Annotated in this window: 20 protein-coding genes; 4 read left to right on the top strand and 16 right to left on the bottom strand. The window is 57.1% G+C overall.

Annotated features, from left to right (window positions below):
• Positions 1-61: 61 nt before the first annotated feature.
• Together HKK54_RS19245 and HKK54_RS19240 are read right to left on the bottom strand one after the other, a co-directional pair.
• Entirely contained in the window at positions 62-826 is a 765-nt protein-coding gene (locus HKK54_RS19245) for a CHAD domain-containing protein (RefSeq protein WP_169387491.1), read from the bottom strand.
• A gap of 94 nt (positions 827-920) precedes the next feature.
• On the bottom strand, positions 921-1,199 hold the full coding sequence (locus HKK54_RS19240) for a hypothetical protein (protein WP_010176194.1): 279 nt from the start codon (positions 1,197-1,199) through the stop codon (positions 921-923).
• Between the two features lie 217 nt (positions 1,200-1,416).
• On the opposite strand from HKK54_RS19240, the gene HKK54_RS19235 reads away from it, so the two are divergent.
• Entirely contained in the window at positions 1,417-2,454 is a 1,038-nt protein-coding gene (locus HKK54_RS19235; RefSeq protein WP_010176195.1) for a patatin-like phospholipase family protein, read from the top strand.
• Positions 2,455-2,583: 129 nt separating this feature from the next.
• On the opposite strand, the gene HKK54_RS19230 is transcribed toward HKK54_RS19235, so the two are convergent.
• The 6 genes from HKK54_RS19230 to kdpF all read right to left on the bottom strand — a co-directional run bounded on the left by HKK54_RS19230 (position 2,584) and on the right by kdpF (position 10,601).
• Complete coding sequence (locus HKK54_RS19230; protein ID WP_003218747.1) at positions 2,584-3,279, bottom strand: response regulator; 696 nt, start codon at positions 3,277-3,279, stop codon at positions 2,584-2,586.
• Between the two features lie 37 nt (positions 3,280-3,316).
• A complete protein-coding gene (locus tag HKK54_RS19225) occupies positions 3,317-5,968 on the bottom strand; it encodes a sensor histidine kinase (RefSeq protein ID WP_010176198.1) in 2,652 nt (883 codons plus the stop codon).
• A 156-nt stretch (positions 5,969-6,124) separates the two neighbouring features.
• Entirely contained in the window at positions 6,125-6,670 is a 546-nt protein-coding gene (gene kdpC / locus HKK54_RS19220; RefSeq protein WP_010176199.1) for a potassium-transporting ATPase subunit KdpC, read from the bottom strand.
• Between the two features lie 67 nt (positions 6,671-6,737).
• Complete coding sequence (gene kdpB / locus HKK54_RS19215; RefSeq protein ID WP_178120985.1) at positions 6,738-8,795, bottom strand: potassium-transporting ATPase subunit KdpB; 2,058 nt, start codon at positions 8,793-8,795, stop codon at positions 6,738-6,740.
• A 12-nt stretch (positions 8,796-8,807) separates the two neighbouring features.
• Positions 8,808-10,502, bottom strand: coding sequence for a potassium-transporting ATPase subunit KdpA (gene kdpA, locus HKK54_RS19210; protein WP_169387489.1), 1,695 nt, complete (start codon positions 10,500-10,502; stop codon positions 8,808-8,810).
• 9 nt (positions 10,503-10,511) lie between these two features.
• Positions 10,512-10,601, bottom strand: coding sequence for a K(+)-transporting ATPase subunit F (kdpF, locus tag HKK54_RS19205; RefSeq protein WP_003218754.1), 90 nt, complete (start codon positions 10,599-10,601; stop codon positions 10,512-10,514).
• A 344-nt stretch (positions 10,602-10,945) separates the two neighbouring features.
• Here kdpF and eat point away from each other — a divergent pair, with 344 nt between their 5' ends.
• From eat to HKK54_RS19190, 3 genes are all read left to right on the top strand, one after another.
• The gene (gene eat, locus HKK54_RS19200; RefSeq protein ID WP_169387488.1) at positions 10,946-12,310 is read left to right on the top strand and encodes an ethanolamine permease; all 1,365 of its coding nucleotides are present in this window, start codon (positions 10,946-10,948) and stop codon (positions 12,308-12,310) included.
• 109 nt (positions 12,311-12,419) lie between these two features.
• Positions 12,420-12,587, top strand: coding sequence for a DUF2897 family protein (locus tag HKK54_RS19195; protein ID WP_010176203.1), 168 nt, complete (start codon positions 12,420-12,422; stop codon positions 12,585-12,587).
• Positions 12,588-12,687: 100 nt separating this feature from the next.
• Entirely contained in the window at positions 12,688-13,245 is a 558-nt protein-coding gene (locus HKK54_RS19190; RefSeq protein WP_169387487.1) for a TetR/AcrR family transcriptional regulator, read from the top strand.
• A gap of 49 nt (positions 13,246-13,294) precedes the next feature.
• Here the strand turns inward: HKK54_RS19190 and HKK54_RS19185 are convergent, their stop codons facing one another.
• The 8 genes from HKK54_RS19185 to HKK54_RS19150 form a co-directional block, all read right to left on the bottom strand.
• Positions 13,295-13,630, bottom strand: coding sequence for a ComEA family DNA-binding protein (locus HKK54_RS19185; protein ID WP_169387486.1), 336 nt, complete (start codon positions 13,628-13,630; stop codon positions 13,295-13,297).
• A 156-nt stretch (positions 13,631-13,786) separates the two neighbouring features.
• Positions 13,787-14,857 carry an EpsG family protein gene (locus HKK54_RS19180; RefSeq protein WP_169387485.1) on the bottom strand — a complete coding sequence of 357 codons (1,071 nt, stop codon included), beginning with the start codon at positions 14,855-14,857 and terminating at the stop codon, positions 13,787-13,789.
• Positions 14,858-14,859: 2 nt separating this feature from the next.
• Positions 14,860-15,753, bottom strand: a complete 894-nt coding sequence (locus HKK54_RS19175; RefSeq protein WP_169387484.1) for a glycosyltransferase family 2 protein — start codon at positions 15,751-15,753, stop codon at positions 14,860-14,862.
• Positions 15,743-17,005 carry an O-antigen translocase gene (locus HKK54_RS19170; protein ID WP_169387483.1) on the bottom strand — a complete coding sequence of 421 codons (1,263 nt, stop codon included), beginning with the start codon at positions 17,003-17,005 and terminating at the stop codon, positions 15,743-15,745. The genes HKK54_RS19175 and HKK54_RS19170 overlap by 11 nt, the downstream gene beginning before the upstream one ends.
• 1 nt (position 17,006) lies before the next feature.
• The gene (locus tag HKK54_RS19165; RefSeq protein ID WP_169387482.1) at positions 17,007-18,134 is read right to left on the bottom strand and encodes a DegT/DnrJ/EryC1/StrS family aminotransferase; all 1,128 of its coding nucleotides are present in this window, start codon (positions 18,132-18,134) and stop codon (positions 17,007-17,009) included.
• Positions 18,135-19,067, bottom strand: coding sequence for a GNAT family N-acetyltransferase (locus tag HKK54_RS19160; RefSeq protein ID WP_169387481.1), 933 nt, complete (start codon positions 19,065-19,067; stop codon positions 18,135-18,137). It lies immediately after the preceding gene.
• The gene (locus HKK54_RS19155; RefSeq protein ID WP_169387480.1) at positions 19,060-19,524 is read right to left on the bottom strand and encodes a GNAT family N-acetyltransferase; all 465 of its coding nucleotides are present in this window, start codon (positions 19,522-19,524) and stop codon (positions 19,060-19,062) included. The genes HKK54_RS19160 and HKK54_RS19155 overlap by 8 nt, the downstream gene beginning before the upstream one ends.
• Positions 19,525-19,527: 3 nt before the next feature.
• A complete protein-coding gene (locus tag HKK54_RS19150; protein WP_169387479.1) occupies positions 19,528-19,929 on the bottom strand; it encodes a sugar 3,4-ketoisomerase in 402 nt (133 codons plus the stop codon).
• Positions 19,930-20,235: the final 306 nt, after the last annotated feature.

Here is a 20,235-nt window from a genome sequence, read left to right as displayed (position 1 = left end):
ACCCGGCCTGCGCCGTACAGCACCTATTCCAGCCAAAAAGCCGGACAGATAGGCCGCGGACTCAAGCGAAGCAGTCAGCACTCAGCTTATCGAGCACACGATCCGCCTGCCCTTCGGCCTTGGCCATGGTGCGGTGCCAGCCGGGCACGCACGGCTGCAAATCGGGCTCGTGCCCGGCTTGCGCCAGCCATTGCCAGCAGTCGTGCCAATCGCCGAGGGCACCTTGAGCGGCCTTGAGACGGGACACGGCTTTGGGGGGCAGCTTGTCCAGCTCGGGATAAGCCTCGGCCGCATAACGCACGCGCTTGATCAACAGGCGCAGGCGGTGACGGTCATGGTTCGGGTCGTGGAGTGCCTCGCCGAGCCGTTTCCATTGCTTGGCCAAACGTTTTTCAATGCGCGCGCGCAGACCCTTGAGCAGCTTCTGCCGTTGGGAGGCGCGGATAAAGCGGGGGAATGCCTCGAGGATCAACAGCAGTTGCGCCAGCTCCGGCCCTTGTGCGACCGAGCGGTAGGTGGCCGCCTGCTGCCGGGTACGCCGGTCAGCCGCCTCGTGATAGCCGTGCTGATGGAGGTACGCGGCCAGCACTTCACGGTCGCGAAAGGGTGTAGTCAGTTGGCCGACGGCGCTGGCGGCCTGTTCGAGTTGCTCGACACCGGGCAACCCGCGCAATGGCCGCAACAGGCTGCGCAAGCGCCGCACGGTGGTGCGCAGGCCATGCAGGGCCTCGTCGTCCGTGACGGCGGCGAGGCGCGCCTGGCAGTTCAGCAACCCTACTTCCAGGCCAATGACCTGAGCGACCAACTGATCTACCAACCCTGCCATGCGCTTCCCCTGTTAACTGACTAGCGTGGCGCCTGGCAATACAAACGCCACGTACAACCCTAACGATTACCGCTCCCTGACACCCTGACCGGGATCAACGCCCTGCACGAGACTCACGAATATAGAAGCGGGCTTTTTCGGCCTTGTTCGAGCAGCCTTCGAAGGCTTCGAACTGCTGCTGGGTCTTGGCGCCAGTCAGCAATGAAAGGGCCTTGGAATAACTCACGGTGCCGGCAAAGCCTTCGGCCTTGGCCAGGTCCAGTTCGTGCCACGCAGCATCCAGTTGCGTGCCGCAGCTGTCGCGATAAGCAGTTTTCCCGGCACAACCGGCCAGGGCCAACACGATCACAGGCACACACATCCAGGCTTTCATCAAATGACACCTCAAGAAAAGAAAAAACAGTCACAGGTGTAGACGTTGTCTACACCGAAAAGTGCCTTATCCGACTGCCTGAATCCGCAGTGCCGATTGCCAGAGCATACCCGAGCAGAGTAGCCCGATCGCGAAAATAATCGGTTGCAGCGCTGATGATTGAAGCGCGCCCCTTGATGGGTGCATTGTGGTCACCTGTTTTGCAAAGGATCAGGTCATGAAGAAACGTGTTGCATTGGTGCTGGGCTCCGGCGGCGCCCGGGGCTACGCCCATATCGGCGTGATCGAGGAAATTGAAAAACGCGGCTACGACATCGCCTGCATCGCGGGCTGCTCCATGGGGGCGGTGGTTGGCGGAATCTATGCCGCGGGCAAGCTGGACGAGTATCGAAACTGGATCGAAAGCCTCGATTACCTGGACGTGCTGCGCCTGGTCGACGTGAGTTTTCGCCTGGGGGCGATCCGTGGCGAAAAGGTCTTTGGGCAGATCCGCAAGATCGTCGGCGAGATCAATATCGAAGACCTGCGCATTCCCTACACCGCCGTGGCGACCGACCTGACCAACCAGCAGGAGATCTGGTTCCAGGAAGGCTGCCTGCACCAGGCCATGCGCGCCTCGGCGGCAATTCCCAGCCTGTTTACCCCGGTGATGCAGGGCAACCGCATGCTGGTGGACGGCGGCCTCTTGAACCCTTTGCCGATCGTGCCGGTGGTGTCGAGCCACTGCGACCTGATCATTGCGGTCAACCTCAACTCCACCAACCAGAAGCACTACACGCTGCCGGTGATCCAGCGTCCGCCGGCGTTCAGGAGCCGCTTCGACAACCTGGTGCGTTCACTGGGTTCGCACTTGCCGTTTCGCCGCAAGCAGGCAGAGCAGCTGTTAATGCTGGAGCAGGAAGCGCTGTTGGCCCAGGCTGCCGATATCAACCCGTGGCTGGAGTCTGCCGAACCCGAAGCGCAGCAACCGGCGGCCGCACCGGAAAAGGCCGGCGCGCCGAAGTCGGCGACCGGTTCGTTCATCATCGATAACGTGGGGCCGGCGTCGCTGCTGGATTTGATCAACCAGAGTTTTGAGGTGATGCAGACGTCGTTGGCGCAGTACAAGATCGCCGGGTACCCGCCGGATATCCTGATCAACGTGCCGAAGCGGGTTTGTCGGTTTTTCGAGTTCTACAAGGCGCCGGAGTTGATCGCACTGGGGCGGGAGATTGCCAGCGATACACTGGACCGGTATGAGAGTGAGCAACACTGACGTTTTATGACTAGTGCTTTTGTGGCGAGGGAGCTTGCTCCCGTTGGGCTGCGTAGCGGCCCCAAAATCCTGGAAGCGCTGCGCACTCCAACGGGAGCAAGCTCCCTCGCCACAGGTTGAGCTAACGCTTCAGGCTTCGGTGTTCAATAGCCGATACCCAACACCGGCCTCAGTCACGATAAACCGTGGCTGAGTCGGATCATCCGCCAGCTTCTGGCGCAGGTGCCCCACCACAATCCGCAGGTAATGGCTGTCCTCGGTATGGGTCGGGCCCCAGATATCCTTGAGCAGTTGCTGCTGGGTAATCACCCGCCCGGGATGCCGCGCCAGCTGCGCCAGCACCGCGTATTCCTTGCGGGTCAGCGCCACTTCGACACCGTCCAGCAGCACCCGGCGATAGGCCAGGTCTACCGTCAACGGGCCAAAGCGCAACGCCGCTTCCTGGGCCTCCCCCGCCGGCGCCTGGCGCAGCAACGCGCGCACCCGCGCGAGAAACTCCTGGATGCCAAACGGCTTGGTCACATAGTCATTGGCGCCGTTGTCCAGTGCCTCGACTTTTTGCACTTCGCTGGCTCGCACCGACAACACCAGCACCGGTACCGTGGACCACTCACGAAACTCACGCAGCACCTGCTGGCCGTCCATGTCCGGCAGGCCGAGGTCGAGCACCAGCAGGTCCGGTTTACTCAAGGCGGCCTGGGCCAGGCCTTCGTTGCCGGTGCCGGCCTCAATCACTTTGTAGCCCTGGGAGGCCAGGCTGATACGCAAGAACTTGCGGATCTGCGGTTCGTCGTCAATGACCAAAATCGTCGCAGTCTGGCTCATGGTGTCCAATCAAAATCCGTGAAGAAAAGAGGGTAGCTCAAGGTTCGCTTTCCAGGCCAGGCTGGGCCTGCAATGGCAGGAATAAAGTGATGCAGGTGCCGCGGCCTTCAATGCCGTCGGCCACGCTGATATGCCCGCCGTGGGCACCGACCATGCCCTGGCAGATCGCCAGACCGAGCCCGGTGCCCTGCCCGCCACGATCACCTCTGGCGGCGGTGTAGAACATGTCGAAAATCTTCGCACGCTCCTCCTCGGGAATGCCCGGGCCTTCATCGGCGACGGCAAAAAACAATTGGTTATCCACCACGCCCGCGCTGAGCTTCAAGCGACCTTGGGGCGGCGAGAAGCGTGCGGCGTTTTCCAATACGTTGACCAGCGCCTGCTCGATCAAGGCCGCATGCACGTAGAGCAGTGGCAGCTCGGGCGGCACGTCGGTGGTCACTTGCAGCGGCGCCAATACCGCGCGCAAGCGGCCCAGGGAACTGCCGACGATATCACCGGGAGAAACCCAATCCCGCGCCAGCTTCAGGGCGCCGTGGCCCAGGCGGGTCATGTCCAGCAGGTTCTGGATGTAGCGGTCGAGGCGCTCGGCTTCATCGCGGGTGCCTTCCAGCAACTCCCGGCGATCCTCCAGGGGAATCGCCTCACCGAGGGCCAGCAGGCTGTCGATGCTGCCGCGCATGGAGGTCAGCGGCGTGCGTAAATCATGGGACACCGAGGCCAGCAACGCGCTGCGTAATTGCTCGGTTTCGCCATGCAGGCGCGCCGCTTCCAGTTCCTGGCCGAGTTGCGCACGGGCCAGGGCCTGGGCCAATGGCTGGCTCAAGGCGGTGAGCAGGCGACGGCGTTGGCCGCTCAATTCGAGACCGGCTTTCGGGCTGACACCCAGCAGGCCCAACGGCCCCTCCTCGCTGGACAACGGCCACCACCACCAGCGACCAAACGGCAAGGTGCCGGTGCCCATGCCTGCCGGCTGATCATGTTGCCAGGCCCAATCGGCGGCAGCGCGCTCGGCTTCGGTGAAGGTGATCGGGCCGCCGGTCTCGACCTTCCAGTCGCCCTGCCCGTCGCGGTTAAGCAGGCACAATTGCAGGTCGCTCCAGCCTTCCAGATGGTGCGCGGCGGCACTGATCACCGCCTGGCGATCCGTGGCGGCGGTGAGCTTGCGCGACAGGTCGAGCAGCTCGGTGGTTTCTTCCTGGGTATCGCGCAACGCCTGCAACTGCCGGCGCTGGCGCGCGGCGAGGTTGCCGGTGAGCGCCGCCATCAGCAGGAAGAACAACAGCGTCAGCACGTCCTCTTCACGCTGGATCGCGAAAGAGAAATTCGGCGGGATAAACAGGAAGTCGTAGCTCAGGAAAGACAACGCCGCACATGCCAGCGCCGGGCCCAGACTGCTGCGCACCGCCACCAGGAGCACGGCGGCCAGGAACACCAGCGAGATGTTCGGCAACGGCAGCACACTGGCGACACCCCAGGCGACGGCCGCCGCGATCACGGTCGCTACCACCGCCAGCGCATAGTCAAACCACACGAGCCCACGCACATCCGGCAGGCGTGGCGGGGCCGGGATTTCGTCGCTGTCGAGGACGTTGATTTCCAGACCCCGGGCATTACGCAGCAGGCGCGCGGCCAAGCCGCCGCCAAACAGATTACGCCGCCAGCGCGGCCGCGATTGCCCCACCAGAATCAAGCTGGCCCGCCGTTCAGCCGCATGCTGGATCAGCGTCTTCGCCACCTCCCCCGCCCGCAGCAACACCACTTCACCGCCAAGGCGCTCGGCCAGTTGCTGGGCGTTTTGCAAGCGCAGGCGCGACTGCTCATCCCGCACCCGGCCGTTATCCACATGCACCAGGCTCCACGGCAAATGCCGACGCTGGGCCACACGGCTGGCATGACGCACCAGGCGTTCGGCCTGGGCATCGCCGTCCACGCCCACCAGCAGCCGGCCGCGCACGGCGGGCGCGGCCTGGCCCAGTTGGCGGTAACCCTGGGCCAGGTCGTCGTCGACGTGGGCCGCAGCGGTTTGCATCGCCAGCTCGCGCAGGGCCATGAGGTTGGTCTGGGTGAAGAAGGCGTCGATGGCGGCGCGGGCCTGTTCCGGCACGTAGACCTTGCCGTCGCGCAAACGCTCCAGCAGTTCGCGGGATGGCAGGTCGATCAACAGCAGCTCGTCGGCTTCCTGCAGGACCCAGTCGGGCAAGGTCTCACGCACTTGCACGCCGGTGATGCCGCGTACCTGGTCGTTGAGGCTTTCCAGGTGCTGGACGTTGACCGTGGTGAATACGTTGATGCCGGCAGAGAGCAATTCCTGAATGTCTTGCCAGCGTTTTTCGTGACGGCTGCCGGGGGCGTTGCTGTGGGCCAGCTCGTCCACCAGCACCAGTTTGGGCCTGGCGGCGAGCAGGCCGTCGAGGTCCATTTCCTCCAGCATCACGCCACGGTATTCGGAGCGCAGCAGCGGCTGTTGCGGCAGGCCGCTGAGCAAGGCTTCGGTCTCGGCGCGGCCGTGGGTTTCCACTACGCCGGCAATCAGTCGCACGCCCTGGCGCATCTGAGTGTGGGCGGCCTGGAGCATGGCGTAGGTCTTGCCCACGCCGGGAGCGGCGCCGAGGAAGACTTTGAGCCGGCCGCGGCCGTCCCGTGGCAGTTCGGCTAACAGGGCATCGGCGCGGCCGGAGTCGCTCATGCGGGCAGTCTTCCTTCAGGTGTTGATGTGGTGATAGTGACGCCGTCATCGCGGGCAAGCCCGGCTCCCACATTTGATCTTCAGTGAATCCAGACTTTGTGTTCAACAAAGATCAACTGTGGGAGCGGGCTTGCCCGCGATTGGCGGCGCCACTGCTTACAACTTTTCCAAGGCCATGTTCAGCGCCAAAACGTTCACCACCGGTGGCCCCACCAGCGGGCTTTCGATGTGCTCGTCCATCAGACGCTCCAGGGTCGCCACCGGCAGATTACGCGCGGCGGCTACCCGGGCCAGTTGATAGGCAATTGCCTGTGGTGGCAAGTGTGGATCAAGACCGCTGCCGGAGGTAGTCAGCATTGCCATGGGCACCGGCCCCTGGCCTGGCACCAGCAGTTTGTTGGCGTCGTCGAATACCCGGGTAGCCAGCGCCGGGTTGCTTGGGCCGAGGTTGCTGGCACTGCTGGAAACGGTAGCAAACGCACCCGCAGATGGCCGTGGGTGGAACCAGCCGTCACCGGTGAAGTCCTGGGCAATCAGGCTCGAACCACGCACCTTGCCGCTGGCATCGTGTACCAGGCTGCCGTTGGCCTGGTCGGGGAAAGCGACTTGCGCGACACCGGTGACAACCAGGGGATAGGCCACGCCGGTGATCAGGGACATCAACACCAGCAGGCTCAGGGCCGGGCGGATCATGTTGGACATTTCAAATTCCTCAATTCGGTCATTGCAACCTGCAGGCACCAGTTTGCCGGCACCTGCAGGCATCGGGTCAAACCAGGTGCAGCGCGGTCAGCAGCATGTCGATCGCCTTGATGCCCACAAACGGCACCACAATCCCGCCCAGGCCGTAGATCAGCAGGTTGCGACGCAGCAACGCCGCCGCACTCGCCGCCTGCACACGCACACCGCGCAGTGCCAGCGGGATCAGCACCACGATGATCAGTGCGTTGAACACGATGGCCGAAAGGATCGCGCTCTGCGGGCTTTGCAGATGCATCACGTTGAGCACACCCAGTTGCGGGTAGATCGAGGCGAACAGCGCCGGCAGGATCGCGAAGTACTTGGCCACGTCGTTGGCGATGGAAAAGGTGGTCAGCGCGCCTCGGGTCACCAGCAATTCCTTGCCGATCTGCACCACGTCCAGCAGCTTGGTCGGGTCGCTGTCGAGGTCGACCATGTTGGCGGCTTCGCGGGCGGCCTGGGTGCCGTCGTTCATTGCCATGCCGACGTCCGCCTGGGCCAGCGCCGGGGCGTCGTTGGCACCGTCGCCGCACATCGCAACCAGGCGGCCGTCGTTCTGCTCGTGACGAATGCGTGCCAGCTTTTTCTCTGGAGTGGCTTCGGCCAGCACGTCATCCACGCCGGCTTCAGCAGCAATCGCAGCAGCGGTCAGCGGGTTGTCGCCGGTCACCATCACGGTGCGGATCCCCAGCTTGCGCAGCTCGGCGAAACGTTCGCGAATGCCGGGCTTGACCACGTCCTTGAGGTGAATCGCGCCGAGCAACTTGCCGTCGGCACACACCAGCAATGGAGTACCGCCGCTCTGGGCGATCTTTTCGATTTCCCGGGACAGTGCCGGTTGCAGGTCGCGGCGTTGCAGGCCAATGAAGGCCAGCAGCGAATCCACCGCGCCTTTGCGGAACACGCGGCCCTGGTAGTCGACGCCGGACAGGCGGGTTTCCGCGCTGAACGGTACGGAGGTCAGCTCATCCGTCGACGGCTCGGCTTGCGGGTGCATGCCGCGCAGGTATTCGACGATGGACTTGCCTTCGGCCGTGTCGTCCGCCAGGGACGCCAGCAGCGCGCCTTCGGCCAACTCCTTGCCGCTGACACCGGGCGCGGCGATCACGTTGGTGCAACGACGGTTACCGAACGTGATGGTGCCGGTCTTGTCCAGCAACAGTACGTGCACGTCCCCCGCTGCTTCCACCGCGCGACCGGATTTGGCGATCACGTTGAGACGCACCAGGCGGTCCATACCGGCGATACCGATGGCCGACAACAGGCCGCCGATGGTGGTCGGAATCAGGGTGACCAGCAGCGCCACCAGGAACACCAGCGGCAGGTTGCCATTGGCGAAGTGGGCGAACGGCTGCAGGGTCACGACCACCAGCAGGAAGATCAGCGTCAGGCCGATCAGCAGGATGTCCAGCGCGATTTCGTTGGGGGTTTTCTGACGTTTGGCGCCTTCCACCAGGGCGATCATGCGGTCCAGGGTCGACTCGCCCGGGTTGGCGGTAATGCGGATCATCAACCAGTCCGAGACCAGGCGGGTGTTGCCGGTGACGGCCGAGCGGTCGCCGCCGGATTCGCGGATCACCGGGGCGGACTCACCGGTGATGGCCGCTTCGTTGACCGCGGCAATACCTTCGATGACTTCGCCATCGCCCGGGATCATTTCCCCGGCGGCCACACGCACCACATCGCCTTTACGCAGGCTGGTGGCCGGCACGACCTTGAAGCTGCCATCGGCTTCCTTGCGGCGCGCACTCAGGCCCTCGCTGCCGGCCTTGAGGCTGTCGGCGCGGGCCTTGCCGCGACCTTCAGCCAAGGCTTCGGCGAAGTTGGCGAACAGCACGGTGAACCACAGCCACACCGCGATTTGTACGGAGACGTAGGTCGGTACGGCCACCTCCGGCACGAAGCACAGGATTGTGGTGAGGATCGCCGTCAGCTCGACCACCAGCATTACCGGCGAGCGTTGCAGTTGGCGTGGGTCCAGCTTGACGAAGGCCTGGACCAGCGCCGGGCGCCACAGGGCCGAGATTGCGGTCTTGGCCGGCTCCTGGGTTTTCACGGGAGCCGCGTTTTTTGCAGGCATATTCATTTTCATATCCCCTTAGAAGCCCATGCTCAGATGTTCAGCGATAGGCCCAAGTGCCAGCGTCGGCAGGAAGGTCAGGCCGCCCACCAGCAAAATGGTCACGGTCAACAGGGTCACGAACAGCGGGCCGTGGGTCGGGAAGCTGTTCTGGCCAATCGGTGCGGTCTTCTTCATCGCCAGGCTGCCGGCCAGAGCCAGAACCGGGAGGATGTAGCCGAAGCGGCCCAGCAACATCGACAGGCTCAACATCAGGTTGTGGAACGCGGTGTTGGCACTGAAGCCGCCGAACGTCGAACCGTTGTTGGCACTGGCCGAGGTGTAGGCGTACAGCAACTGGCTGAAACCGTGGGGGCCAGGGTTACTGATGGCACCGGCCGGGCCAGGCAGGCTGGCGGCTATGGCGCCCAGTACGAGGGTACCCACCGGCATCACCAGCAAGGTCACCACCAGTAATTGCACTTCCCGGGTCTGGAGTTTCTTGCCGAGGTATTCCGGCGTGCGGCCAATCATCAGGCCGGCGAGGAACACCGCGATCAACACGTTGAGCAACATGCCGTACATGCCGGCACCGACGCCGCCGAAGATCACTTCGCCGACCATCATGTTGACCAGCGACACCATGCCGCTCAGCGGGTTGAGGCTGTCTTGCATACCGTTGACCGAACCGTTGGACGCGGCGGTGGTGGCCACCGACCACAACACAGTGCCGGTAGTGCCGAAGCGCGCTTCTTTACCTTCCTGCGGCGCGGCCTGTTCCACCGCCGGGTTGTTCAGCGCGGGGTTGGGCTGGTACTCGGCCCACATCGCGGTTGCACCGCCGATGATGAACAAGGCCAGCATGCAACCGAGGATCGCCCGGCTCTGACGCAGGTCTTTCACGTAATGGCCAAAGGTGAACACCAGCGCTACGGGAATCAGGATGATCGCGCCCAGCTCAAACAGGTTGGCCCAGGCAGTCGGGTCCTCGAACGGATGCGCCGAGTTGACCCCGAAGAAGCCACCGCCGTTGGTGCCCAATTGCTTGATCGCAATCTGGCTGGCGGCCGGGCCCAGTGGAATCACCTGGTCAACGCCTTGCATGGTCACGGCGTTAACGTAGTGAGCGAAGGTTTGTGGCACGCCCTGCCACACCAGGAACAACGCAAACACCAGGCACAACGGCAACAGGCCGTAGAGGGTGGCGCGGGTCATGTCGACCCAGAAGTTGCCCAGGGTCTTGGTGGATTTGCGACCGATCCCACGGCACAACGCGACCAGTACGGCGAGGCCGGTGGCGGCACTGACGAAGTTCTGCACGGTGAGGCCGACCATCTGACTGAGGTAGCTCAGGGACGCTTCACCGCTGTAGTTCTGCCAGTTGGTGTTGGTCATGAAACTGATCGCGGTATTGAACGCCAGGGTCCATTCCTGACCCGGCAATTTCTGCGGGTTCAGCGGCAGGTATTCCTGGAACACCAGGATGCCGAACAGCAGCACAAAACCGGCAAGGTTGAACGCAAGCAACGCCAGCGCGTATTTCTGCCAGCTCTGTTCCTGGTCTGCATCGACACCCGAAAGGCGATAGCAAACGCGCTCGACCGGGCCGAACACCGGCGTGAGCCAGGTTCGCTGCCCTTCCATTACCTTGTAGTAGAACCGCCCCAGGGCCGGTGCCGGAATCAGCACCAAGGCAAAGAAGGCGATGATCAGCCAATAGTCATAACTGTGCATAGCCTGCTCCTAGTTCCGATCCGCGCGTAACAGCGCAACCAGCAGATAAATGAACAGCGCCACAGCCAACAGCAGTGACACCCCGTCCAGAACGCTCATGGAAGTTTCTCCGTCGTGCGGCGACTGCCGCGTGTAGGAGGATTGTCCGCAGGAGTGGCGTAAAGGAACGAGAGCGACGGTATGGGTGGGGCGTAAAGACGGCGTAAAGAGTGGGTTTATGCGGGGTTTACAGGGGGTATGCACTTCAAATGTGGGAGCCGGGCTTGCCCGCGATAGCGTCAGACCAGACACCAACGCCCTCATCTGGTGCAGCGCTTGAAATGATTCAAACGCCAAACCGTCCCCTCGGCGACAGTTCGGCGCCTTTACGACACGGCACAGGTGAATGGCATGCCCGCTGCAATGCCCTGAAACATTCCAAACCGTTCAGGGAGAGCTACACGATGAACACACAACTCAAACCCACCTTGGGCACCCTGCATTTGTGGGGCATCGCCGTCGGGCTGGTGATTTCCGGCGAGTATTTCGGCTGGAGCTACGGCTGGGGCGTCGCGGGAACGCTGGGCTTCCTGGTGACCTCATTGATGGTCGCCGCCATGTATACCTGCTTTATATTCAGTTTCACCGAACTGACCACCGCCATTCCTCACGCTGGCGGTCCGTTTGCCTACAGCCGTCGGGCATTTGGTGAGAAAGGTGGCTTGATTGCCGGGCTGGCAACGCTGATTGAGTTCGTCTTCGCCCCACCGGCCATCGCCCTCGCAATCGGTGCGTATTTGAACGTGCAGTTCCCGGCGCTGGATCCGAAACACGCAGCCGTCGGCGCCTACATCGTGTTCATGGGCCTGAACATTCTCGGCGTGAAGCTGGCGGCGACTTTCGAACTGGTGGTGTGCGTACTTGCCGTGGCCGAACTGCTGGTATTCATGGGTGTGGTGGCCCCCGCCTTCAGCTTCAGCAACTTCGCCCTCAACGGCTGGGCCGGTTCCGACACCTTTGGTGCGCCGGCGATCGCCGGGATGTTTGCGGCCATTCCATTTGCCATCTGGTTCTTCCTCGCCATCGAAGGCGCCGCCATGGCCGCCGAAGAAGCGAAAGATCCCAAGCGCACCATTCCAAAGGCCTACATCAGCGGCATCCTCACCCTGGTGATTCTGGCCATGGGCGTGATGTTCTTTGCCGGCGGCGTCGGTGACTGGCGCACCCTGTCGAACATCAACGACCCGCTGCCCCAGGCGATGAAAACCGTGGTCGGCGACAGCTCGGGCTGGCTCCACATGCTGGTGTGGATCGGCCTGTTCGGCCTGGTGGCCAGCTTCCACGGGATCATCCTGGGCTACTCCCGCCAGTTCTTTGCCCTGGCGCGCGCGGGCTACCTGCCCTCTTTCCTGGCCAAACTGTCGCGTTTCCAGACGCCGCACCGGGCAATCATCGCCGGCGGCATCGTCGGCATCGCCGCCATCTACAGCGACGGACTGATCAACCTGGGCGGCATGACCCTGACCGCCGCGATGATCACCATGGCGGTGTTCGGTGCCATCGTCATGTACATCATGAGCATGCTCAGCCTGTTCAAACTGCGCAAAACCGAGCCGCTGCTGGAACGCACCTTCCGCGCCCCAGGCTATCCCGTCGTGCCGGGGATTGCCCTGGTGCTGGCGGTGGTATGCCTGGTGGCAATGGCGTGGTTCAACGCGTTGATCGGGCTGATCTTCCTGGGCTTCATGGTGGTGGGTTTTGTGTACTTCCAACTGACCGCACAAGACCGCGCCGATGCGCCGGCAGATGCGATGTTGACTGGGCTCTGAGACCTTGCGCAGGAACGGGCCTACAATGAACTACTAAGAAAGCCCGTTACTCAAAGCAGCAACTACCGTGGGAAATTTTTCCACGGTTTGCTGCCTCAAGGAGAACCCTATGCCGTGGTATGCCTGGTTGATTTTAGTGGTCGCGATCGGCTCGATCGTCGGTGGTTTGTTGATGCTGCGAGACAGCGCCAACAAGGTTGAACTGACCGAGGAACAACGCCAACGCGTGGCCGAACGCAACGCCCAAGCGGACGCCAAGGACGCACAGGATCGCTGATCCTGAAGCGGCTCCACCCTGGGGCCGCACAATTTTGTAAACACCCGCCTATGCCCAGGCAAGCTTGGTTAATATGGCCTGATGTTTCGGAGGCCGCCCCATGCGCTATTCACAAGACCACAAAGCTCAAACCCACCAGCGCATCATCAAGGAAGCCTCTGTCCGCTTTCGCCGCGACGGTATTGGTGCGACCGGTTTGCAGCCATTGATGAAAGCGTTGAACCTGACCCATGGTGGGTTTTATGCGCACTTCAAGTCCAAGGATGAGTTGGTGGAAAAGGCACTGCAGGCCGCAGCTGCAGAGCTGGATGTGCATTGCGAAATGCTGTTCAACCAGGAGCGGCCGCTGGAGGCGTTCATCGACAGCTACCTGTCTGAATGGCACCAGACCTCGCCGGATCAAGGCTGCCCGCTGACGACGATGTCGTCGGAGATGGGATTGCGTGGGCAGAACAGCCGCACGACGGACGACGTGCTCAACGCCCGACTCAAACAGGTTGAAGCGGCACTTGGCAGCCCGAATGCCGGGGAACAGAGCCTTGTGCTGATGTCGACGCTAGTGGGAGCGTTGGTATTGGCGAGAAGTGTGAACAGTAATGCGTTGGCGAAGCAGATTCTCGACATGGTGCGCGGAAATTTGAAAAAGCAGATCGCGTAAAATTGAAGAGACCGGTCAATGACCAGCCTCCCGACTCACCCGCTACCGCTTAATTGACCTCCAGCCGATCACGGTTCTTCTCCAATAGAGCCTTACCGATTCCTTTCACCTCCAACAACTCATCGACTGCGGTAAAGGGGCCGTTGCTTTCACGGTAGGCAATGATCGCCTTGGCCTTGGCTGTTCCGATCCCAAACAAGTCTCGGCGCAAGGTCTCAGCGTCAGCGGAGTTCAGGCTGACTTTGCTGGATTGCTCAACCTTGGACACTTGCGCGCTTATAGGCGTGGGAGTTTCGGGCTTGTTGGAAGAAGGCGCTGCGGTGGCAGCCAGCGAAATGCTGGTGAGGAAAGCGAAAACAAGAGATGAGAAAGACGTTTTACGCATAGGTGACGCTCCATGAGATCAATAAGAGAAAGCAGCTTTCCGAAGCTGCTTTTCAAACTTAGTTGATATTTAGAGAGGGTCAAAACTCACTACGTTACAACATGTTATCCGACTTAGCGCCATAACAAAGCCACCACGAAAAATTTGCAAGCAAACCTAAACACCACCCCAATAAACATAGGCCGACTTAATACCCATGATCATTCCTGGCGCCAGCAGCGCCAGCAGTAACAGCCGAACGTAAGATTTTGATTTGTTAAGAAAAATCAGATAGGCCATGGGAAGAATTACAAAAGCGGGTTGCATGATCCTCATCAAGTCCTGATGAGAGTTGATGCTAGTGGCAGAAAGCCCTAGGAAAAACAAGACGACACAAAATATGCGGCCAAGCATGGCGAGTTCTTTCGTCGACAAGTCAATGTCAAAAATGCGCCTTTGATTGAGGAGGAAGAGCTGCACGGCCACAAACACGAACACATATATGTAAACAAAAAAACCAGTGTTCGTTTCACTTTCCCACACACCATCACCTGTCGCAACAGCCTGCTTCAGGATCCCGACCAACAAGGAGCCACCCAGGCCCACCACTAACGAAACGAAAAACTTCGTACCGACACTAATAGTTTGAAAGCGGCTATTGAGCAGAAAAATAGCGCCGACCACCACTGCCAGAAAGGCACTAGAATAATGAAACAAAATTGAAGCAATTAAAAAAATAATACAGACAAACAGGCGCCTGTTGAGCATCCCGATGAACAACAATGTAAAGGCGATGTGAGAGCGCCATACCCAAAGTACCGATGCGTACGAGGGGTACCAAAGCGCAAAGATAAAAACTGAAAATAATACAAGTCCCAAAGAGCGCAAAGGCTCAACATCAACTTTCCGCGCAGAATAATAGACAAAAAATGCCAACAACGAGATAACCAGAAAAATACATGAAAAAGCAAAACCCTGAAGATCCGCAATAAAGTAACTAAAAAAAGCATAAATCGTAAGATATATCCCCAACTCCGTTTTACCCGTTTCCAGGGTCAATAAATTTGCAAAATTCCCTACGCTTTCAGACACCAACAAATCATAATAAAAATAATAGGTCCGGGCATCCGTGATTGTAGGGTTCTCATCAACAATCCAAGAAAATATATAGGAAAATAATACAATCAGAAAGACACAGAGCAGTAATGCAAATACGCTCTTGATGGACAAAATCCGAATACTTAGCATGACTACCACTTCAGAAAGAGGTGAACGATACCTTGATAGAAACGAATCTCTCTGTAGGCGGACTTCTTGGTCATCAAGCTCAAGAAAAGGCCAGCAGCGTCTTTCTTTCTGCTGGCTGCGATATTTCTAAATCGGGTACAGCGCAGCGCAACTTCGGCTTCCGGAAATTCTGCGACGGCTGAATAATTCCCCAGTATTTTTAACTGCTGGTCGTAGATCAAGTCTAGCTGCTTCAGCGTATTAGCTGGATGCTGCCTGTACTCCGCAACCAACTCAGTTAGTGCTTCCAGATACTCATCCGAAAAACTCGTCAGCTTCAACCACATGTCCCAATCTTCTACCCGGGTATTAACGTTGAACCCGCCCACTGCCAAAAGCCGGTCAAGTCTCAGCATCCCCGATACCGCGGGCAATTCAGCCTTGAGGGTTATGATTTCCTTGAAGCGAAATTTTCCTGAGCGAACTCGTTCGGCGGTTCGCGCACCATCGTTGTCAATCAGGTAAACAGACCCGAATGCACCCAGGCACTCGGGATTTTTTTCCAGATAGTTAACCAGGAACGCAGTTTTTTCGGGCAAAATTCGGTCATCTGATGCCAAGGCAGAAAAAAACTTTCCCTTCGACCATTCAAGCGCCTCATTCAGGGTTCTCGACAGCCCTCTATTCTCCCGGGTGATATAGCGAAATCGGACAAAGCGCTTCTCGCAAGCCTCGAGAAGACTTTCGATTACACTCGTAGAGGCATCAGAGGATCCATCATCAATAATAATCAACTCAATATTCTGATAGGACTGCTGGATAATGCTTTTGATGCTGTGTTCAACAAAATGCTCATGATTGAATACAGGGACACACATACTTACCAGTGGCTGATCAAACTCCGGTTCATCCAACACGTGAATCTCCCAAATAACGCCTGAAAACAAAAAAGTACATAACAACCAAATAGATAAAATAGTTTACTGCATGAGCAATCGCCACACCTTCAAATCCGTATACTTTAATGAAGATTACCGTTAGCAAATAAAAGCTCAGGGAGAAAATTATTTCAGTGACAACATAAAGTTTTACCATCGGCTTACTCAGCATTATATAAGCGAGCATCCAGCCGCAGGTTTTAAATAGGTCGCCCACCAACTGCCAGAAAAAAAGATCGCGCATGGGCGAAAATTTCCCCGTGAACAGCAGGGCAATAACCAGATCGCGCAATCCGAATACCACTGCCCCCCCTACAACAACCAGGGGCACCAATAACTTAAGGCCGGACAGCACTTCTTTCTTCAAAACCGCTTTATCGTTTTCTGCCGAAAGCCTTGGCAAAAAATACACACTCAGCGTCGTGGTAATCAGCAAAAGGTAAGCGGCACTCAAGCGCCACATCGCCTCCCAGTACCCCGCCTGATCCCAACTTAGATGCTCACCGAGATAGTTACGAACCAGAATATGACTGACCGGCACACACAGCGCAGAGGTCAAGGCCATGAGTGTGTACTTAGACAGGTTAATCGCCGTGGTGGCGTCAATATGACCGAAGAACAACCCCACCTTGAACCATTCCAGTCGGAGGCAAAATATAAAAGTCGCGAGAAAGCTCAACGACTGATAGACCGCAAGCCCGACCAGCGCACCATACAGGCCAAACTGAATTGCCAGTAACGCCGTCACCACAAGCGAAAATAGGCTACCTGTTATATTCGCGAATACATATCGGACTATTTCTCTTTTGCCATTCAAGATCGCGAGCAACAGCGAGTTCAATGAGAAAAATACAAGGGCCAAAGAAAACCAGACAAATACGCTGGCAAACTTTTCATCTTGCAGAAACCAACGCGACAGGTCGCTTGCGAATATAAAAATCACCAGGCTCAGTAATACTGACGCACCAATCGAAATAGTTCCCGCCGTGCGCCAGACCGTTCGCTGCTTCCCTGCATCGCCCTCGTACTCGGCAGTATACTTCGTAACACCGGTATTGATAGCTCCACTTGCAAAGGTGGTTATCATTTGGACAGCATTCTGAAACTGTCCAACGGCGGCGTAGCCAGCGGGCCCTACATAGATAGCGAGAACTTTATTGATACCCAGCAAGGCTATCATCTTTATGATGACAGCCACGCCATTCAACAAACTGGTCCGAATCAAATTCATCTTACAGGTCGCTGACAGTGAAACTATTGCACGCATCGATTACCGCGATGACTTCGGCTTCGGTCATTACAGGGCTGATTGGCAAACTCAGCACTTCCTTATGTATTAACTCAGCGACGGGGTAACTGTGTTCATAGAACTGAGGGTATGCTTGCTGCTTACTTGGAGGAATTGGATAGTGAATCAGTGTTTGAACGCCGCAGGCAGTCAAATGGGCCTGAAGTGCGTCACGGTGTTTAGACCGAACTACGAACAAGTGCCAGACATGCGACTCAAATAACTCCGCGTCGATTGATGAAGCCAGTGGCAAAACGATCTCTTTGTGAGTGATACCTTTAAGGTAGGCATTCGAAATCGCCTTACGCTGTCGCGTATGCTCATCGAGATACCGAAGTTTGACACTCAGAACCGCCGCTTGAATTTCGTCCAGACGACTGTTCACACCTTGGTAAATATTCTTATATCGCTCATGCGAACCATAGTTGCGTAAGGCGAGCAGTGTTTGTGCAAGCTCGTCGTCGTTGGTCGTAATGGCTCCACCATCGCCCAGAGCGCCGAGGTTTTTTCCTGGGTAGAAACTGAAACCGGAGGCATTGCCCCAACTCCCTGCTTTGCGCCCACCGATGCTGGCGCCGTGTCCCTGCGCAGAATCTTCAAGGACCAATAAACCGTGCTCTTCAGCTATCGACAGGATAGCCGGCATGTCGGCAAGCTGGCCATAGAGATGGACAGGCAGAATAGCTTTGGTTTTGGAGGTAATAGCCTTGCGTACTGCATCCGGCGACAAGTTATAGCTCTGCGGATCAGGCTCCACCAGTACAGGTACCAGGCGATTTTCGGTAATGGCCAAGACACTAGCGATATAGGTATTGGCAGGGACGATAACCTCATCACCCTCTTTCAACTTGCCCAGTTCCTTCCAGGCGCGCAACGTCAGCGTCAGCGCATCAAGACCATTAGCAACACCAATGCAGTGTTTAGTACCGCAATAATCAGCAAAGGCCGTTTCAAATTCTAGTAATTCATTACCTGCAATGTACCAGCCTGACTCAACAACACGTTTACAGGCAGAAAGCAGCTCTTCATTCATTACTGAATTCAAGCTTTTCAAATTAAGAAAACTGATCATTTATAATTCCATCCGGTAAAAATCATGTACAACAGCGCGTGCGCCAAAGCCTTCTTTTTGTGATACCAGTCCTTCGTTGAGGACAGTACCGCCGTCTTCGGTAGAAATTCCGAAGCTAAAGTACTTTCTGGAACCATAAACGTCAGTTATCAAATTATTCAGGACAAAATCCAATGCCCCTACTTGCCTACCACTGTCGCTGGCAGCCAGGTATTGAGTGTGTACGATATGCCCAAAATCAAACACCAACGCGCCGGCCAGCAAGGAATTGTCCTTTACCGCTCCGTACAGTTTGATTTCATCAGGGAATCTCGACATCAAAAGCTCGAGTTCAGCCAGCGTATGCACTGGCTTTGAATCAAATCGCTCGAGAACCTTTGACAATAATGCGTGAAAATCGGACGCGCTCACTTGAGCACTGAAAGACACGTCGTTTTTTTCAGCCTTTCTAATTACGCACTTTCTGGAGTCGGACAGTTTAGGCGCACTTGAGATTTCAACTACTGACGACACATCGCGCCGGAACAACTTTGCTTCATTTCTAAACAGCGCATACAGGTCCTCTTCGGCAGGATAGGTTGTAAATACCGAAGGAATACACTTATATACTAGGCTTGACGCGCCCATTTCCTTATAATAACTTTTCAGCGCATCAAAAATAGACAACATCGCGCTGCAACCAATATCCTTGGAAAAGATCAATCCGGCGTATGTCAACCCCGAATGGCTGTAGACAGTGCCGCCATCAAGATTGGCTGGAAAGACTGCGACCGGGCGATTTTTTTTGTAAATAATCAACGATACGTCGTTGAAGCGACCTTCGTGGTAACGAAAATACTGGGACATATGCAGAAAATTACCATTCTTTGAACTCTTGACAACCTGGTCCCACTCGAAATTCAGCGTGGCGTTATATCTTCTGACTTCAAACATCGAGCTCGCCACCTATATCAATATTCATGAGGCGCAGCCCTGCAAGATCTCCGCTCATCTTAAATCCAATTTTTTCATAAAGCTTTATAGCGCGAATATTATCGGGACTTACCTTGAGAAAGATGAAATTCACACCGATGGAGCGTGCGAATATAAAAACTTCAGCAATAATCAGTTGACCAAGGCCCTTGCCCCAGAGTTCTTTTTCACCAATATAGCCCCAATACTCACCCACTTCGCCTTCAATATTCTTGAGCCCGGCGGCACCAATCTTGCGCCCATGATAATTTATACCGAAAATTCGGTAATCTTTCCTAGCGGGAAGCGAACGAAAAAAATCCTGTTGTTGCTGATCCGTAAAATCAGGCGAATCCGTTAACTTTTTTATTTCTTCGTCACGAAGCCACATGCCACTAAGCGCAAGGTAAGCTTCATCATAGTCGACTAGCTGGATCATAAGTTACTCTCTTACCAGCTTTACAAATTCGCTATAATCTCGAATATAGTCACTTTCTTCATACGGCTCACTTGCCAGCACCAGCAGTACGCAGTTCTCACTAAAGTCGTGCATTTCACGCCACGTAAAGCCTTCAATAAGAATTCCCTTGGTGGGGCAGTCAAGGATCACTTCTTCGCGACTGATTCCATTATCAAGCACCATTCGGCATTGCCCAGCCATGCAAATGGCGACCTGCTTTAATTGATGATGGGCATGAAAACCACGGCTTACGCCTTCGCTGGTTCTATATATATAGTAAACCCGCTTTATCTCGAAAGGGATGAGTTTCCCTTGCTCAATAGAAACCAGGCTTCCTCGGTGATCACCCAGAATTTGAAAATCTATCCACTTTATAAGACTCACCACTCACCCTCCGTGTCATATCAGTGATAACGTAGTAAACGTACTATCTAAAAACGCGTCTCCACGCACTCATATTATTGCTGCTGATCGACCCATCTTTGGCTCAGCACCTGGATCGACTGTATCTTCCCAGGAAGGCAACCTTTGCCTGCACATCCACCAAAATTGCGGCACCCGCTGCGCTGCAAGTATCTCTGGCGGTGGTTGGGCTCCAAAGTGTGTCAGGACCTCGAATGGCTAACACAAGCGTCTGTTCGTAAAACCTGTGGCATGCGCTTGGGAGCTTGGAATTCTATCACCTGCGCG

The organism is Pseudomonas sp. ADAK13, from assembly GCF_012935715.1.
GTDB lineage: Bacteria > Pseudomonadota > Gammaproteobacteria > Pseudomonadales > Pseudomonadaceae > Aquipseudomonas.
Note: the sequence above shows the minus strand (reverse complement) of the source record. Positions and strands in the feature narration are given on the sequence as shown.

Excerpts from the sequence above, each read along its gene's own strand:
- HKK54_RS19245 (WP_169387491.1), bottom strand. The coding sequence starts at position 826 with ATGGCAGGGTTGGTAGATCAGTTGGTCGCTCAGGTCATTGGCCTGGAA.
- HKK54_RS19240 (WP_010176194.1), bottom strand. The coding sequence starts at position 1,199 with ATGAAAGCCTGGATGTGTGTGCCTGTGATCGTGTTGGCCCTGGCCGGT.
- HKK54_RS19235 (WP_010176195.1), top strand. The coding sequence starts at position 1,417 with ATGAAGAAACGTGTTGCATTGGTGCTGGGCTCCGGCGGCGCCCGGGGC.
- HKK54_RS19230 (WP_003218747.1), bottom strand. The coding sequence starts at position 3,279 with ATGAGCCAGACTGCGACGATTTTGGTCATTGACGACGAACCGCAGATC.
- HKK54_RS19225 (WP_010176198.1), bottom strand. The coding sequence starts at position 5,968 with ATGAGCGACTCCGGCCGCGCCGATGCCCTGTTAGCCGAACTGCCACGG.
- kdpC (WP_010176199.1), bottom strand. The coding sequence starts at position 6,670 with ATGTCCAACATGATCCGCCCGGCCCTGAGCCTGCTGGTGTTGATGTCC.
- kdpB (WP_178120985.1), bottom strand. The coding sequence starts at position 8,795 with ATGAATATGCCTGCAAAAAACGCGGCTCCCGTGAAAACCCAGGAGCCG.
- kdpA (WP_169387489.1), bottom strand. The coding sequence starts at position 10,502 with ATGCACAGTTATGACTATTGGCTGATCATCGCCTTCTTTGCCTTGGTG.
- kdpF (WP_003218754.1), bottom strand. The coding sequence starts at position 10,601 with ATGAGCGTTCTGGACGGGGTGTCACTGCTGTTGGCTGTGGCGCTGTTC.
- eat (WP_169387488.1), top strand. The coding sequence starts at position 10,946 with ATGAACACACAACTCAAACCCACCTTGGGCACCCTGCATTTGTGGGGC.
- HKK54_RS19195 (WP_010176203.1), top strand. The coding sequence starts at position 12,420 with ATGCCGTGGTATGCCTGGTTGATTTTAGTGGTCGCGATCGGCTCGATC.
- HKK54_RS19190 (WP_169387487.1), top strand. The coding sequence starts at position 12,688 with ATGCGCTATTCACAAGACCACAAAGCTCAAACCCACCAGCGCATCATC.
- HKK54_RS19185 (WP_169387486.1), bottom strand. The coding sequence starts at position 13,630 with ATGCGTAAAACGTCTTTCTCATCTCTTGTTTTCGCTTTCCTCACCAGC.
- HKK54_RS19180 (WP_169387485.1), bottom strand. The coding sequence starts at position 14,857 with ATGCTAAGTATTCGGATTTTGTCCATCAAGAGCGTATTTGCATTACTG.
- HKK54_RS19170 (WP_169387483.1), bottom strand. The coding sequence starts at position 17,005 with ATGAATTTGATTCGGACCAGTTTGTTGAATGGCGTGGCTGTCATCATA.
- HKK54_RS19165 (WP_169387482.1), bottom strand. The coding sequence starts at position 18,134 with ATGATCAGTTTTCTTAATTTGAAAAGCTTGAATTCAGTAATGAATGAA.
- HKK54_RS19160 (WP_169387481.1), bottom strand. The coding sequence starts at position 19,067 with ATGTTTGAAGTCAGAAGATATAACGCCACGCTGAATTTCGAGTGGGAC.
- HKK54_RS19155 (WP_169387480.1), bottom strand. The coding sequence starts at position 19,524 with ATGATCCAGCTAGTCGACTATGATGAAGCTTACCTTGCGCTTAGTGGC.